Genomic DNA, 15,825 nt, shown 5'->3' with positions numbered 1-15,825 from the left:
TCCATTACTTCTTCAGATTCTGATCAAAATAATCAGTCACCTTTTGCATCAGATGCACTCTGTCTTTTCCGATCACATTATGTGGATGTCCCGGATAAACGAAATAATCCAACTGTACGCCATTGTCAACAGCAGATTTGATGAATTTCATAGAATGCTGCCAAACGACAACATCATCCTGCGCTCCGTGAATCATCAATAGTTTTCCTTTCAAATTCTGAACTTTATCCAAAAGATTTGATGTTGCATAGCCTTGCGGGTTCTCCTGTGGAGAATCCATATATCTTTCGCCATACATGATCTCGTACATACTCCAGTCGATTACAGGACCTCCTGCAACTCCTACTTTGAAAACATCCGGCTGACGAAGCATAAAACTTGTTGTCATAAAACCACCAAAACTCCAACCGTGAATTCCCAGTTTTTCAGAATCTACATAAGGTAGAGATTTCAAGTATTTTACACCCTGCATCTGATCGTTCATTTCTGTGGTTCCCAGATTTCTGAAAACAGCCTGCTCAAACTTCATTCCACGGTTAGAAGAACCTCTTCCATCCATCGTGAAAATGATGTATCCGTTTTGCGCCATATATTCATACCAAAGGTTTCCCGAAGCTGGAAAACTGTTTGTAATCAACTGCAAATGTGGACCATTGTACAAGTATACGATTGCAGGATATTTTTTATTAGGATCAAAATTGGTCGGAAGAATGATTTTTCCATACAGTAAAGTTCCGTCGTCTGCTTTTAGATTGATGTTTTTAATTTCCGGACGCTGATAATTTTTCAACGGATTTTCTGATGTGAGAAGATTCGTAGATTTTAATGTGGCAGTATTGATGATATTGGCAACTCTTGGTGTATTGGCATTGCTGTAAGAATCATACAAATAATTTCCGTCGCTGCTCAAAACTGCTGCATGCATTCCTTCTCCGTTATCTAATTTTTGAGTTTTGAATGTTGCCCAGTTGATTCTGTACAAATGTCTTTCTGCAGGACTTTCCTGAGTAGAGACATAGTAAATATCTTTCTTCTTTTCATTAAAACCTAAAATATCAGTTACCAGCCAATCTCCTTTGGTGATCTGCGCAATCAAACCTTTTTCTAAATTGTAATGGAACAAATGATTGTAACCCGTTCTTTGGCTCTGCCATATAAAATCTGTATTGGAATTTGGGAAAAACAATAAAGAATGTTGTGGCTCCACATATTTGCTATCGGTTTCTTCAAATAAAGTTTTAATAAAATTACCTGTCACAGCATCGTATTGATTCATTTTTAAATGATTCTGACCTCTGTTTAAAACTCCGACGAATAAAAATTTAGAATCCGGACTCCACGTGATTGACGTTAAATACTGATCTTTTTCACCTTCAATTTTTAAGAAAGTGGTCGATTCATTTTTAATATTGTAAACTCCAAGGGTTACTTCATGAGAAGTCTTTCCCGCCATTGGATATTTAATGTTTGTGTTGACTGCAGGTGTTACAGACCAGTCGATTACAGGATAATCTGCAACCATCGTCTGATCCATTCTATAAAAAGCTATATTTTCTGAATTTGGAGATGGAAAAATTCCCGAATCAATTCCGAATTCGTTTCGGTGTACGTTGGACGAACCGTTGAGAATATTTTCGTTGGTATCATTCGTTACCGCAACTTCTTTTCCGTTTTTGTTCATGAATAGATTATTTCCTTTTGTATACACCAAAGTCTGATTGTCGGAAAGTGTTTTCATATTAGCGGGATTATCTCCCAATGCTACCGAACGTTTCATTTTCCAGTCATTTCCTGACTTTGTGAACCAGTACATTTGGTTATTAGCAGAGAAATAAGCGTCTGAACTGGTTATAAACTTTACAGGCGGAAGACCTTTTAACTTTTTGTCAGCAAAATTTTTACTGACCTGATGAAGAGACATTAAAGTATCCTGTTTGCTGGTTTTCAGATCAGTCAAAAGATATCCGCCTTTTACCGCCTGAATATATGATTTGTTGTCAGCTGACCAAGAAAACTGAGAGATGTTTTTCACAGCCAGGTTGCTTCGCATTCCGTTAACAGCTTCTGCCATAGTAAATTTTTGAGTCTGTGCAAAAACAGTTCCACCCAAAACAACCATCAATAAAGAAAATTTATGTAATTTCATTGTATAAAAATTGAATCTGTCAAAAGTAAGAAATAAAAATCAACCGTTAATAAATGTTAAATAAAAGATGAACTTATTCAAAACAAAAACGATTATGGCTCATCAATAGTTGATCAATTAAAGTTTATTGTTAAATTTTTATTAAATATAATTTCTTATCCTAAATCAATGAATCGCATATCATTCATGTCTTAGATTTGCAGTATTAATAACAACAAATAAAAATAAATACAATGGCTACAAAATGGAATTTAGACCCCGCTCATAGTGAAATTACTTTCAAAGTAAAGCACATGATGATCTCCAACATCAAAGGAAACTTCACCAACTTTACTGCAGAAATTGATGCTGAAGACGATACTTTTGCAAATGCGAAAACTACAGCAACAATTCAGACAGATTCTATCTCAACAAACAATACCGACAGAGATAATCACCTGAAGTCTGCAGAATTCTTTAATACAGAAGCTAACCCGACAATTACTTTCGAATCTCAGGCTTTAAACAATTCTGTAACCGGAAATCTTACGGTAAATGGTGTTACTAAACCCATTACTTTAGATGTAGATTTCGGAGGAATCAACGTAGATCCGTGGGGAAATACAAAAGCCGGTTTTTCTTTTGAAGGGAAAATTAACAGAAAAGACTTCGGATTAAACTGGAATGCAGCTCTGGAAGCAGGAGGCGTGATGGTAAGCGACGAAGTAAAGATTGCAGGTGAACTGCAGTTTGTAAAGCAAGCATAGTAAATTAAATATAGTTTTTGAGATTCGGTGGTTTGCTATAATCGCCGAATCTTTTTATTTTAAAAAATACAGATCATGCAACTTAACGACTTACAAAATATCAGCGATCATTTTAAAAACACTCAGAAAATGCCCGTACTTTTTCTTGGTCACGGCTCGCCTATGAATGCAATTGAGGAAAATCAGTTTGTGCAGGGATTTAGAAACGTGGCAAAAGAAATTCCGAAACCGAATGCTATTTTGTGTATTTCTGCGCATTGGTTCACAAATGGGACTAAAGTTACTGCGATGGATATGCCTAAGACGATTCATGATTTTGGAGGTTTTCCGCAGGCTTTGTTTGATGTACAATATCCTGCTCCCGGAAATCCTGAATTGGCTAAAGAAACTGCCGAACTTTTAAAACCGATTTTGGTAGAAGAAGATCACAATTGGGGTTTGGATCACGGTGCATGGTCGGTTATTAAGCACATGTATCCTGAAGCAGACATTCCTGTGATTCAGTTGAGTATTGACTACACAAAACCGCCGCAGTATCATTTTGATTTGGCTAAAAGACTAAATAAACTCCGTGAAAAAGGAATTCTGATCATCGGAAGCGGAAATATTATTCATAATTTAGGATTAATAGACTGGCGAAACATCAATACCGTTGGAGCCGGCTGGGATTGGGCGATAGAAGCGAGAGAGAAAACCAACAATTGGCTTCTGGATGGCAATTTCCAGAATTTGATTGATTATCATAAACAAGGTGCTTCGCTGCAGTATTCTGTTCCTACTCCTGATCATTATTTACCTCTGATTTACAGTTTAGCTTTAAAAGATAAATCTGAAGATTTGGTTTTGTTTAATGATGAATTAATTGCCGGAAGTCTTAGCATGACGAGTGTGAAAATTGGTTAAAATAAAATTTTTGTAACAGTCTTTTTTTATCACTATAAATTTAGTAATATTGTTTACCATGAAAAAAACAGTATTATTTTTATTGATCATTCTGCCGATTTGCCTTTCGTTTGCTCAGACTATTAAAGGAAAAGTGGTCAATGATATTGAGAAACCAATTTCAAATGTCAACATTTATCTCGACGGTACAAAAACCGGAACAGTTTCTGCACCAGACGGAAGTTTTACTCTTAATTTAGCTTCTGCTAATAACAGCACTTTGGTTTTTCAGAAAGATCATTACACTACATTTACAATTAATACTTCGGAAGTAATAAACAAAATATTAAAGGTTGTTTTAATAAAATCTCAGGAAATTGAAGAAGTGGTGATTATTCCTTTTACAGAAGCGGCATATAAAAATTATATTCAGTTCTTTCTGGATTCTTTTATCGGTTATGACAAACAAAACGTGAAAATTAAAAATCAGCGGTCACTAAAGTTTTCCTACGATAAAGAAAATAAAATTTTAAAAGTAAAAGCTCCCCAAACTTTAATCATTGAAAACAAAAATTTAGGATATACAATAGATTATAATCTGATTGAGTTTTCAGCTGATTTTGAGAACAAGACTTCATTATTTATAGGTACCAGTTTTTTTAAAGAAACCAAAACGACTGATAGAGTAAAATTAAACAGAATGAATGCTTATAATGGAAGTCAGGTACATTTTTTCAGGAGTGTTTTTGCTAACAAGGTTGCAGATGAAGGTTTTATCGTCAACCAGATTACCAAATTTCCTAATCCAAAATATCCGACAGAAGAGGAGTTACAAAGACTAAAAGAGTATACCAAAACGTTTAAATCTAAACAAATCATTAGTATTCCTGAAGATATTTCGGATATCTCAAGCAGAAAAAGAAACGAGTCACCCTACAAAATTGCCATAACAAAAACTCAGATTCCCGAGAATGATTATACTAAAAAGACCGGTGAAAAGCTTTTTCTTGATTACAATTTTATGATGCAGGTTAATTTTAAAAAGTACTTTTATGAATCAAAAAAAGGGCAATTTGTTAAAAGCGGTTTGCCTGTGATTCAGACCTCATTTCTTCATCCGGAAAATGATACTTTTGAAATTTTTTCAGATGGAAATACTTCAAACCCTAGTCAATTAATCAATCAGGGAGAATTTACAAAAGATAAAATCGAAAAACTTTTGCCCCTGGATTATCAGTTGGGAGACTGATCAATTTCTTTAAAAAAATAAAGCTTCCAGGACGAAAGCTTTATTTGATTATTTCTGAAAATTAAGTTTATTGAACGGCCTGTAAAACATTGATATTTCCGTATCCATAATCTGCATTTTTTGTAGGATAATAAGTGGAAGACTGTCTCATTTTATTTAAAACCTGATCTCTTGTCCATGAAGGATTTTTTGACCAGACTAAAGCAGCAATTCCTGCTGTGGAAGCAGTAGCAACAGAGGAACCACCTACATAATCTGCCTGCGCACTATAATAGCTCAATACAGGAATATTACTTCCGGAAGCTCTTTCCATTTGATAAGTGAAATCAATCTCACTACCCGAATGACAGACATCGCATTTCTGATTTGATGTATTTTCTTTTACGCCTGTGATTGCTTGCGTTTCTGGCATCCAAGCCGGGAAAATCACTCCAACGAAAGTAGTGAAACTGGTAGACGTTCCACCGGCACAGAAAATCAGTTTTCCTTTTGAATAAGCATATTTTACCCCGTCTTCAATTTTTCCGACTGAGAAAATGTGTCCCATCGACATAGAAATAATTTTCACTGAAGTATTATTTCCTAAAGCCGTAAAAGCTGTTTTTACTCCTTCCTGCTCATGATAACCATCCAAAACTACATTTGAAGCGGCACGATAAGAAATTAAATTGGCGTTATAAGCTACCCCAACAGGTTGTCCCTGATTATTTCTGGGAGCCGCCATCGCTGAAGCCATACTTGTTCCGTGACCGCATTTATCGTCTGACCCGTCGTAACCCGAACTCCACGGCCAAACAGAATCTACATAGACTCCGTTTTTACTGATTGTTCTTCCGGAAGACAAACCATTATTAAAGCTGCTTCCCAAAAGACTTTGATTGGATGAAACTCCAGAATCAATCACTCCGATGGTAATTCCCGCTCCTGTACTGTAATTCCAGGCAGTGATAATATTGTGTTTAGCGAATGACCACGGCGCTTTTGCATTAGGACTTACTGTTGTGAAATCTGCTGAGTTTAGAGCTGTCGACTCATATCCGCAACCAGAACTGCTGCTTGATTTTGCGACACCATTTACTTTATTTTCATTTTCAAAATACCGGTAATCAGCCGGCTCAAAATAGCGGATTGATTTTAATTTTCGCAATGCAATTACAGTTTCCTGCTTTTCAATGTAGACATCAATTTGATTCAAATATTCATCAGATGCCATGAGAACACGGTCTTTTTTACCTTCATATTTTGAAATTACGTCAAGAATTTCGTTCTGTAAAGTTTCAGAATTTGAGGATTTACTTCTGTCGAAATCATCTTTATAGTCTCCGAAACCGATTGAAGCAATTTTATTTCCCTGGAAAATTCCACTCCACAAAAAATGAGATGAAGATTCATTCCAGGAAAATTTCCCTTTGACTTTGGTGGTTTCGTTGATTTTTTCGTTGATCTGTCTTGCACTCAGCGGATCGGTCTGTACAATTTCATTTTCAACAGCGGATGTCTGAAGATCATCATTGTTGCATGAACTCAAAGCGAAAACCGTGAGCAGGAGGAATACACATTTTTTCATAGTAAAAATATTTTGATTTGGTTGAACCAATTTAATATTTTCTATTGAATTACAGACACTTGATGATTGAAATTTAATATTGAAAGCATAAAATTTTTAAGCTTAACATTAAACGCAAAGACAAACTAAGATGATTTAAAATATTAATTCTTTTAAGATAAACTAAGGCGTTTCACTTATTTTTGAAAACAAGGTTTACTCATTACTTCAAAATAAAAAAGCTTCCGAGGTGGAAGCTTTCATTTATTTAAAAATGTATTAAACTTAAAAATTTACAATAAACTTTCTCTCATTAATCAATTCAGCAATCGCTAAAATATCTTTCCCAATTAATCTGTCATCCTCAAGCTTGTCAACTTTTGTACGAAGAATTGCATAATTTTCTTCAATGATTTTCGAGCATTTTGCGGGTCTTCTGAATTCTAAACCTTGCGCTGCAAACATCAATTCAACTGCTAAAATATTCACCAAATTTCCTAAAACCTGATTAAATTTTCTACCCGAAATACTTCCCATTGAAACATGATCTTCCTGACCCAAACTTGTAGGAATAGAATCTGCCGAAGCCGGGAAACAAAGTGTTTTATTCTCTGTAACCAACGCTGCAGAAGTATATTGCGGGATCATAAATCCTGAATTTAAACCTGAACTTTCCGTTAACAATCTTGGTAAACCATATTTTCCTTCCAATAATAAATAACTTCTTCGGTCTGAAATATTTCCCAATTCAGCTGCCGCCAAAGTTGCATAATCTAAAGGCATTGCCATCAATTGCCCGTGGAAATTACCCCCGGAAATAGATTCTTCAGCACTTAAAACAATCGGATTGTCGGTTACAGAATTCAATTCTGTTTCAGCCATTAACTTTAAATGTTCAAAAGCATTTCTACTTGCACCGTGAACCTGAGGAACGCATCTCATTGAGTAAGGATCTTGTACTCTGTCGCAATATTCATGAGCTTGTAAGTTATCAGAATTCTTTAAGAATTTAACCATTCTCGCCGCTACTTTTTTGCTGCCTTCAAATGGTCTGATGTCGTGAAGCTCTTTTTTAAACGGACTTGCAGAACCTCTGTATGCTTCAAGACTCATTGCCGCCGTCATATCCGCTAAATCTAAAAGATATTCGAACTTCTCAAGACCTTTTATAGCATGGGCTAAGATAAATTGCGTTCCGTTGATCAATCCCAAACCTTCTTTCGGACCTAAAACCAAGGGTTCAAGATTGTGTTTTTCAAGAATTTCAGCAGTTTCGAAAATTTCATTTCCAACCCAAACCTGACCTAAACCTAAAAGTGGCAAAACCAAATGTGACAAGGGTGCCAAATCTCCCGAAGCGCCAACAGAACCTTGCTCCGGAACAACAGGAATGATGTCTTTTTCGAGCATCAAAATTAATCTTTCAATCACTTCCAGAGAAACTCCCGAAAAGCCTTTTGACAAAGCATGAACTTTAGCAATGATCATGATTTTAGAAAATTCTTTGTCAATAGGTTTTCCAACGCCGACAGCATGAGAAATAATTAAATTATACTGCAGCTGCGCCGTTTCGTCAGCTGAAATTTTAACATCACAAAGTGGCCCGAACCCTGTATTAATGCCATAAACACAACGATCTGACTCTACAATTTTCTTTACATTATCCTGAGATCTTAATATCTGTGCTCTTGAATTTTCATCTAACTGTGCTTTATTAGGTGTTTTACAGATTTCCAAAACATCATGGAAACTCAAAACGTCTACTCCGTATATCATTTCAAAAAATTTGCTTAAAAATACACATTTTGAAGAGAACTGAAAATGCAAAACAGAGGTCTTAATTTATTTTTAAAAACAAACAAATTATTTATTATTTTTACGCCTTAACATTAAAACTAAATGTATGAAAATTAAAGCTTTATTATTGGCTCTTTCTTTGATGAGCATTTCAACTTTTGCACAGGAAAAAGTAAAATACACGAAAGAACAAATCAAAAAAATGGAACAATATCTTTTTAACGAAGGATTTCCTGGTCCATCAACAAAAAAAATCTCAACCATCATTTCAAAAGACGGAACTATCAACAAAGGATATTGCGACAATATTGAAACCAAAAAAGGTCAGATTTATGAAATTTCTATAAAAGACAGTGCCACGAAAAAGCAGATGGTTTTTAACGCAGACAATGTGACCGAAATGTACATTTACCCTACGAAATTGGCGAAAATTTTGAAAGTTGGAAAACACGTGACTAACGTAAGAAGCTTAAGCACTAAAAAACTGAGTAAAAATACAACTGATGGTCAAATTCCATTTGTAAACCAAACCGTTTCGTTGAAAAACAAAAAAGATGACAAAGAGTTTTTGATGCAATTGATTAATCCTGAATTTAGCGAAATTATTTCTGTTTATCATGATCCAAGAGCAAAGGAAACTTCGGGTATGACTGTAGGATTTGGAATGCAACTTGGTGGCGGACTTGCAAAATCGTTTTATGTAAAAAAAGGAGAGAAAGTTCTTTGGCTTCATAAAGATGATTTTGAAGACAACTATGATTTCCTTTTTGGTGACAACGCAGAATTTATGAAAAAATATCCTAAAAAATCTGTAGAATGGGGATTTTTCAGCTTTTTAGTAAATGAATACACTGAGATGACAAACGGATAAAATTATTTAAATATAAATCTGAAAGCTGTAGAATTCTGCAGCTTTTTGTGCTTTTAAATAACAGCAGGATTCCGTAATTTTGTTTTATGAATCCTTCTTTAGAATTACAGCTTAAAACTTTACCTTCAGAACCCGGCGTTTATCGTTATTACGATAAAAACGGAAATCTATTGTATGTAGGCAAGGCAAAGCATTTAAAGAAAAGGGTTCTCTCCTATTTTAATAAGAATCTTCCAGGATATCGTATCAAAATAATGGTTGGTAAAATCCATCGGCTGGAAACTACAATTGTCAACAGCGAATATGACGCACTTTTATTAGAAAATAATCTGATCAAAGAACATCAGCCTTTTTACAATGTGATGCTGAAGGATGACAAAACGTATCCTTGGATTTGCATTAAAAATGAAGATTTTCCAAGAATTTTTTTAACCCGGACAAAGATTAAAGACGGTTCGGAATATTATGGTCCTTATGCAAAAGTGCGTCCCGCAAAAATTCTTTTAGATACCATTAAACATATTTACAAACTCAGAACCTGTAACCTCAATTTAGCTCCAAATAAAATTGATGAAGGTAAATATAAGGTCTGTCTGGAATTTCATATCAAAAACTGTCAAGGACCTTGTGAAGGTCTGGAAAGCAAAGAAGAATATGATGAAAAGATTGATGCGATAAGAGGAATCATCAAAGGTGATTTCCAGACTGCGAAGAAATATCTGACGAATCAAATGATGAAATATGCAGAAAACCTAGAGTTTGAAAATGCACAAACCATCAAAGAACGACTGGATATTCTGGAAGATTATCAGGTAAAACACACGGTTGTAAATCCCAATATTGATGATGTGGATGTTTTTGGGATGACAAGTGATGAAACTGCAGCTTACGTTAATTATTTTAAAATAAGAAACGGAAATATCATCCAGAGTTTTACCACTGAGATTAAAAAGATTATTGAAGAAAGCGACGAAGATATTTTGGAAGAAGCTTTAATTGAAATCCGTCAGAAATTTGAATCTGATTCTAAAGAAGTTCTCATCCCGTTTCATTTAACGCTTGAAATTCCGAATGTGAAATTGATAGTTCCAAAAATGGGTGACAAAAAACGCATCGTCGAACTTTCTGAAAAAAATGCAAAAGAATACAGAATCGAAAAACTGAAGCAGGTACAAATTGTAGATCCGGAGAGACATTCAAACAGAATCATGGCAGAGATGCAAAAACTCTTGAGAATGCCTGTGGAACCTCGTCATATTGAAGGTTTTGATAACTCAAATATTCAAGGAACCAATCCTGTTTCAGCGTGTGTTGTTTTTAAAGACGGAAAGCCCAGCAAAGCAGATTACAGGATTTTTCATCCTAAAACGGTTGTCGGCCCCGATGATTATGCTACGATGGAAGAAGTGATTTTTCGACGGTACAAAAGAATGCTGGATGAGGGTGAAAACTTGCCACAACTGATTCTGATCGACGGTGGAAAAGGACAACTGTCATCTGCCATAAAAAGCTTAAAATTACTTGGATTATATGGTAAAATAACCATTGTAGGTATTGCAAAAAGACTGGAAGAAATTTTCTTTCCGGAAGATCCTATTCCATTATATCTTGACAAAAAATCTGAAACTTTAAAAATTCTCCAGAGAGTACGTGACGAAGCCCATCGCTTTGGAGTAAGGCATCACAGAACCAGACGAACCAATTCTACAATAAAATCTGAACTTGAAGAAATTCCGGGAGTTGGTGATCGCACTATTGAAATGCTTTTATCTAAATTAAAGTCGGTTAAAAGAATCAAAGAAGCTAATCTCGAAACTTTAGAAGAGATTTTAGGAAAAAGTAAGGCGAAAATTGTACACGATTTTTTCAATAAACCATAAAAAAACAGCTCAAAAATTTGAGCTGTTTTTATTTATTATTTTAATCTGATCTCCTAAACTCCGCCCATCACATACATATTCTCCATTGTAGGAGCTGCACTTCCGCCCTTTTTCTCAAGAGTGATTGCAAATGCCTGTGCGTTGGTAATATTTGAGATCGCGATCATGCTGTCTATGTCTTCAGAATACATTCCTGCACTTACAGGTTTGCCGTCTGCAATCGCCCAAAGCTGATATTGCATCCCTTCAGGAGCTTTTGGCAGAGTATTTGCAGATAGATAAATATCTTTAGAATTAGTATCCCATAGTACAGTTGCTTTAGCTTCAGGATGTTTTTCAACACCTGCCAATACTACCTTTTTCATATTCGGGTTTGCAAAAACATCTAATTTTTGCTGCATATTTTTCATAGCAACTTTATTAGCATTTCTTTCACCTTCCATTTTCGCTAACTGATCATCAATACTAGATTGATTGCTCATCCAATAAAGATTAGTTCCCATACTTATTAAAAATAATAAAGATGCTGCGACTGCGAAATTCTTCCAAATGCTGCCTTTGTTATCTTTAACATCCTGAACATTTACCTCCTCATTAATTTTATGAACATTATTTTGGATCGGAATGACAGGTTTTTCAATTTCAACTTTTTGTTCAAACTGAATTTTCTCCCAGATTTTAGATTTTAAATCAGCGGGTGGTGTCACAGCCTGCGCAGTGGCAAGCATTTCGAAAGTTTTTTGAGCCTCTTCAAAAGCTTCTTTTACTTCATTATTGTTCTTCATCACACACTCCAGAATACCTGCTTCCTCGGGAGAAGCATGACCTAGAATGTAAGATTCTAGAATTCCGGATGATATGTATTCTTTGCTATTCAATTTATTTTATTGATAATCTTTTAATAAATCTTTTAATTTCATCAATGCATTACGCATTTTCGTTTTTACAGTACCTAAAGGCATATTCAGTTTTTCTGATATTTCACTCTGCGTATAGCCCTGATAATAAGCTAAATTTATAAGCTCTTGTTTATCAGAGTCCAGTGTTTCAAGCACATTACTAAAACCAATAAAATCAGAATTGTTTGTGGTTGAAAGTTCCGCTTTGTTATATACGAAATCAGGTAGTGATTGGTTTTTTAATTCGTTCTGAAAGCTTTTAGATTTCAAATAATCAATTGCTGTATTTCTAGCAATATTGATCATCCATGTATAAAATCTACCTTTAGCAGTATCATATTGGTGGATAGAATTCCAGATTTTCATAAAAACATCCTGAATAATTTCTTCAGTATATTCTTTTGACTGCACAATACGAAGGATAACACCATATAATGCCCCAGAATAGTGGTCATATAAGTGGTGAAAACCAGATTCGCTCTTATCTCTGAGCAAAGCGATTAGTTCGTCCTCCGAATAGATTGTTTTAATATGATTTATTTTACATTTCAAAAATAACAAAATAAAACTTACCATCACCAAAATCTTTCAAAAATTTTATCTCGTATATAATAATAAACAATTATTATCTATATAATGAAAAATACGATCTACAAAATACTTTCAGGTATCCTTTTTTTATGATGTTTGGAAATTATGCAGCACAGGCAGAAAACTTTAAGACAAAAAACCCATACTATTCAAAAAAAAATACTGCTCCTTTGAAAGTGAGCAATAAAGAATGGAAGAAAATTCTAAAACCTGAATTGTACAAAGTTGCCAGAGAAGGCGCAACGGAAATGGCGTTCACAGGTAAATATTATGAATTTGATGTAAAAGGAACTTACTATTGTGCAGTCTGCGGAAACGCTTTGTTTTTATCTACTTCAAAATTTGCTACAACCTGCGGATGGCCATCATTTTATGAACCATTAAGAAAAGACGGTGTAAAATATAAAAAAGACCTTTCTTATAATATGGAACGTACAGAAGTTCTTTGTGGAAGATGCGATTCTCATCTGGGTCATATTTTTGACGACGGACCAAAACCTACCGGAAAAAGATTTTGCATGAATTCTGTTTCTCTGGAATTCGTACCTAATCCAAAATCGAAGAAATGAAATTAATTTATTGATTTACAATTAAATACAATAAAAAATAAAAAAAATTAAAACTAAAATTCATAGACTGTCGTATATGCTAGTAACAGAGAAGGAAACTCACAACTCAAATAATAATAATTTAAAAATCAATACAATGAATACTAGATCAAAATTTGTAGCATTAGGAATGGTAGCATTATCATTTGCATTAAGTGGAAATGTAGCTGCACAAAAAATGAAAGAAAAGACGGTAATGGTTGGCGGAGCACCAATGTATCCTTCTAAAAATATCGTTGAAAACGCAGTAAATTCTAAAGACCACACTACTTTAGTTGCTGCAGTAAAAGCAGCAGGTTTGGTAGAAACTTTACAAAGCGCTGGTCCTTTTACAGTTTTTGCTCCAACTGATGCGGCTTTCGCAAAATTACCTGCAGGTACTGTTGAAACTCTGGTAAAGCCTGAAAACAAAGAGATGCTTACAAAAATTTTAACCTATCACGTACTTCCCGGAAAATATAGCTCAAAGCAAGTTAAGGCAGCTGTAAAAGCTGGAAATGGAAAAGCAATGATGAAAACTGTTGCAGGAGAACAGCTGACATTTTGGACAAAAGGGAATGATGTATATGTTACTGATGCAAAAGGTAACAAAGCAAAAGTTACAATTGCTGATGTTAATCAGTCAAATGGTGTTATACATGTAATAGACACTGTACTATTACCTTAGTTTTAGTTTTTTATGGTTTATTTTAAGGAAGCCTTATCTGAAGTTCAGGTAAGGCTTTTCTTATTTATTTTAAAATGAAAATTTCTTTAGAATAATCATCGTTGCCCTTTGGCATTTCAATCACGATGTTTCCGTTTTCATAATACCCGATGGTAGATTCTCCGGACTTTAGTTTTACTTTAAAAGTATCTTTTTTACTTGTCGATCTGAAAGTTGCAAAAGGTACAGAACTATTACTTTCCACCAAAATAAATTGGCTATCGTCAATCTGAACTTTTTGTAAGCTTATTTTTCCGTTGCTATATTTCCCGGTTTCATTTGAAGCAGTATTTACAGTTTGAGCAACAACTTCTTTTACGGGTTCAGACGACTGCACTTCCTGAACAATTGCCACCTCAGTCTGAGCAGCAATCGCTTTCGGTACAGAAACCGGAATAGCTACTAATGACTGCCTTAAAGCATCCTGATAACCTTCCAGATATTCTTTTATTGAAGTACTTCCTTTTTGGTTTGCAATAGTCTTCCCGTTGCAGTCTTTGAATTCTAAGATTACTTTGTTTCTTAGAAATCCACTATCATTAATTACATCGGCATTTAAAACTGAGCATGGGTTTGAATTAGCTTCAGCAGGCCATTGATTTCTATTTCCAGAAACTACGACGTATTGCTTTTGCTTAAGGGTTTTAGTAAGCAAAACATCCATCTTGTACTGATCACCTTTAAAACCGCTGAATTTCTCCGGCAGTGCAATATACTTGTAATCGGAAACTTTTTGTGCATACGAAAAAGTAAAACACACTGTTGCGATTATTATTGAAAGTTTCTTCATTTTTTATTTAAATTACTTCTGAATTTTAATCATTTCTAAACTCTCCCATATCCAATTTCAGAGAAAAGAAATTAGAAAAGAAGTTGGATCCGCCAATCCCTGAATTACTGATGGCATAATCAAGGGTAAGACCCCTGTATCTGATTCCTAAACCTGCACTCGGCTGAAAAGAAACTTTTCTACTCAAATCTTCAATATCAGTAATCGACTGAAACCTGTTGACTCCCAGTCTTACAAAAATCATCTTTTGATATCCTATTTCTGCACCTGCATAAGGGGTAATACTGGCAAAATCTGTTGAAAGAAGCGCTGCCGTTTTAGCAAAATCTACATTAATTCCTGCTTCGGGCAAAATATAAACGCTGCTGTTGATCTCAAATAACTTACTTGCACCGGCATTTAATTTTGGCATCGTCAATTCCATTTTATCTGTAGGTGCAGGGTTAAACTCTTCGCCATTAACGACTGTTGTAAGCTCATCCTGGTTAATGCTCCAGAAATTGACCGTTGTAGTGGCATCCCGAAGCATACCTCCGAATTTCCATCCGTTATCTGCTTTATATATTGCTCCTACATCAAAACCGAAACCGTAGCCGCTTGCAAATTTCCCTACATTCCTGTAGACAATTTTCGCATTGACACCCACGTCTAATTTAGGATTTCCACCCGGATGAAATGCGTAGGAAATGATGCCCGCATAATCGGACTGAGAAAATTTGGTGATTTTATCATAGTCAATATTTCCTTCAGTATCAATTAGCTGAGTTGTATTCAAAATATTATCAACTCCCAATCTAACAATTGATACACCAAAAACTCCCTCTTCCAGAACTTTAGCATACGCCAGGTAATCATATTTCGCAATCGATTCAAAATATTCTGCATGCATCGCAGCTCCTTGCCAGTCTTTAGTAATTCCATTTAAACCTGCAGGATTCCACATCGGTGAATAGACATCATCCTGATTAGAGATTACTGCACCACCCATAGCCAAACCCCTCGCTCCTGCGCCAATATTTAGGAATTCATTGGAGTATTTTCTGATAATCTGAGATTGAGAAAACCCAAATAATAGGGAAAATAGTAGTAAAAGATATTTTTTCATCATGCAAAT

The 15,825-nt window shown here is 35.0% G+C and carries 14 protein-coding genes; 7 read left to right on the top strand and 7 right to left on the bottom strand.

The window, feature by feature from the left end:
* Nucleotides 1-4: 4 nt before the first annotated feature.
* A complete protein-coding gene (locus ACZZ9T_RS06765) occupies nucleotides 5-2,146 on the bottom strand; it encodes a S9 family peptidase (RefSeq protein ID WP_463441424.1) in 2,142 nt (713 codons plus the stop codon).
* 233 nt (nucleotides 2,147-2,379) lie between these two features.
* Between ACZZ9T_RS06765 and ACZZ9T_RS06760 the strand changes: the two genes are divergently transcribed.
* From ACZZ9T_RS06760 to ACZZ9T_RS06750, 3 genes are all read left to right on the top strand, one after another.
* Nucleotides 2,380-2,892, top strand: a complete 513-nt coding sequence (locus ACZZ9T_RS06760) for a YceI family protein (protein WP_463430637.1) — start codon at nucleotides 2,380-2,382, stop codon at nucleotides 2,890-2,892.
* 75 nt (nucleotides 2,893-2,967) lie between these two features.
* Complete coding sequence (gene ygiD, locus ACZZ9T_RS06755; RefSeq protein ID WP_463441423.1) at nucleotides 2,968-3,795, top strand: 4,5-DOPA-extradiol-dioxygenase; 828 nt, start codon at nucleotides 2,968-2,970, stop codon at nucleotides 3,793-3,795.
* Nucleotides 3,796-3,853: 58 nt separating this feature from the next.
* Nucleotides 3,854-5,023: a carboxypeptidase-like regulatory domain-containing protein gene (locus ACZZ9T_RS06750; protein ID WP_463441422.1), complete on the top strand. Its 1,170-nt coding sequence runs from the start codon at nucleotides 3,854-3,856 to the stop codon at nucleotides 5,021-5,023.
* A 67-nt stretch (nucleotides 5,024-5,090) separates the two neighbouring features.
* On the opposite strand, the gene ACZZ9T_RS06745 is transcribed toward ACZZ9T_RS06750, so the two are convergent.
* The gene (locus ACZZ9T_RS06745) at nucleotides 5,091-6,590 is read right to left on the bottom strand and encodes a S8 family serine peptidase (protein ID WP_463441421.1); all 1,500 of its coding nucleotides are present in this window, start codon (nucleotides 6,588-6,590) and stop codon (nucleotides 5,091-5,093) included.
* Between the two features lie 264 nt (nucleotides 6,591-6,854).
* Entirely contained in the window at nucleotides 6,855-8,345 is a 1,491-nt protein-coding gene (hutH, locus tag ACZZ9T_RS06740; RefSeq protein WP_463441420.1) for a histidine ammonia-lyase, read from the bottom strand.
* 127 nt (nucleotides 8,346-8,472) lie between these two features.
* Between hutH and ACZZ9T_RS06735 the strand changes: the two genes are divergently transcribed.
* A complete protein-coding gene (locus ACZZ9T_RS06735; protein ID WP_463441419.1) occupies nucleotides 8,473-9,237 on the top strand; it encodes a hypothetical protein in 765 nt (254 codons plus the stop codon).
* 86 nt (nucleotides 9,238-9,323) lie between these two features.
* Nucleotides 9,324-11,117: an excinuclease ABC subunit UvrC gene (gene uvrC, locus ACZZ9T_RS06730; protein WP_463441418.1), complete on the top strand. Its 1,794-nt coding sequence runs from the start codon at nucleotides 9,324-9,326 to the stop codon at nucleotides 11,115-11,117.
* A gap of 53 nt (nucleotides 11,118-11,170) precedes the next feature.
* Here the strand turns inward: uvrC and ACZZ9T_RS06725 are convergent, their stop codons facing one another.
* Together ACZZ9T_RS06725 and ACZZ9T_RS06720 are read right to left on the bottom strand one after the other, a co-directional pair.
* The gene (locus ACZZ9T_RS06725) at nucleotides 11,171-11,995 is read right to left on the bottom strand and encodes an anti-sigma factor (protein ID WP_463441417.1); all 825 of its coding nucleotides are present in this window, start codon (nucleotides 11,993-11,995) and stop codon (nucleotides 11,171-11,173) included.
* A 6-nt stretch (nucleotides 11,996-12,001) separates the two neighbouring features.
* A complete protein-coding gene (locus tag ACZZ9T_RS06720) occupies nucleotides 12,002-12,568 on the bottom strand; it encodes an RNA polymerase sigma factor (protein ID WP_463430623.1) in 567 nt (188 codons plus the stop codon).
* Between the two features lie 128 nt (nucleotides 12,569-12,696).
* Between ACZZ9T_RS06720 and msrB the strand changes: the two genes are divergently transcribed.
* Complete coding sequence (msrB, locus tag ACZZ9T_RS06715) at nucleotides 12,697-13,176, top strand: peptide-methionine (R)-S-oxide reductase MsrB (protein ID WP_463441416.1); 480 nt, start codon at nucleotides 12,697-12,699, stop codon at nucleotides 13,174-13,176.
* A gap of 136 nt (nucleotides 13,177-13,312) precedes the next feature.
* Nucleotides 13,313-13,882: a fasciclin domain-containing protein gene (locus ACZZ9T_RS06710; protein ID WP_463430621.1), complete on the top strand. Its 570-nt coding sequence runs from the start codon at nucleotides 13,313-13,315 to the stop codon at nucleotides 13,880-13,882.
* Between the two features lie 64 nt (nucleotides 13,883-13,946).
* Here ACZZ9T_RS06710 and ACZZ9T_RS06705 read toward each other — a convergent pair whose 3' ends face one another.
* On the bottom strand, nucleotides 13,947-14,711 hold the full coding sequence (locus ACZZ9T_RS06705) for a hypothetical protein (RefSeq protein ID WP_463441415.1): 765 nt from the start codon (nucleotides 14,709-14,711) through the stop codon (nucleotides 13,947-13,949).
* A 25-nt stretch (nucleotides 14,712-14,736) separates the two neighbouring features.
* The gene (locus tag ACZZ9T_RS06700) at nucleotides 14,737-15,819 is read right to left on the bottom strand and encodes a putative type IX sorting system protein PorV2 (protein ID WP_463430617.1); all 1,083 of its coding nucleotides are present in this window, start codon (nucleotides 15,817-15,819) and stop codon (nucleotides 14,737-14,739) included.
* Nucleotides 15,820-15,825: the final 6 nt, after the last annotated feature.

It is taken from the genome of Chryseobacterium sp. AC417, assembly GCF_979258215.1.
The sequence above is the reverse complement of the archived record's forward strand: the minus strand, read 5'-3'. Positions and strand labels throughout refer to the sequence as shown.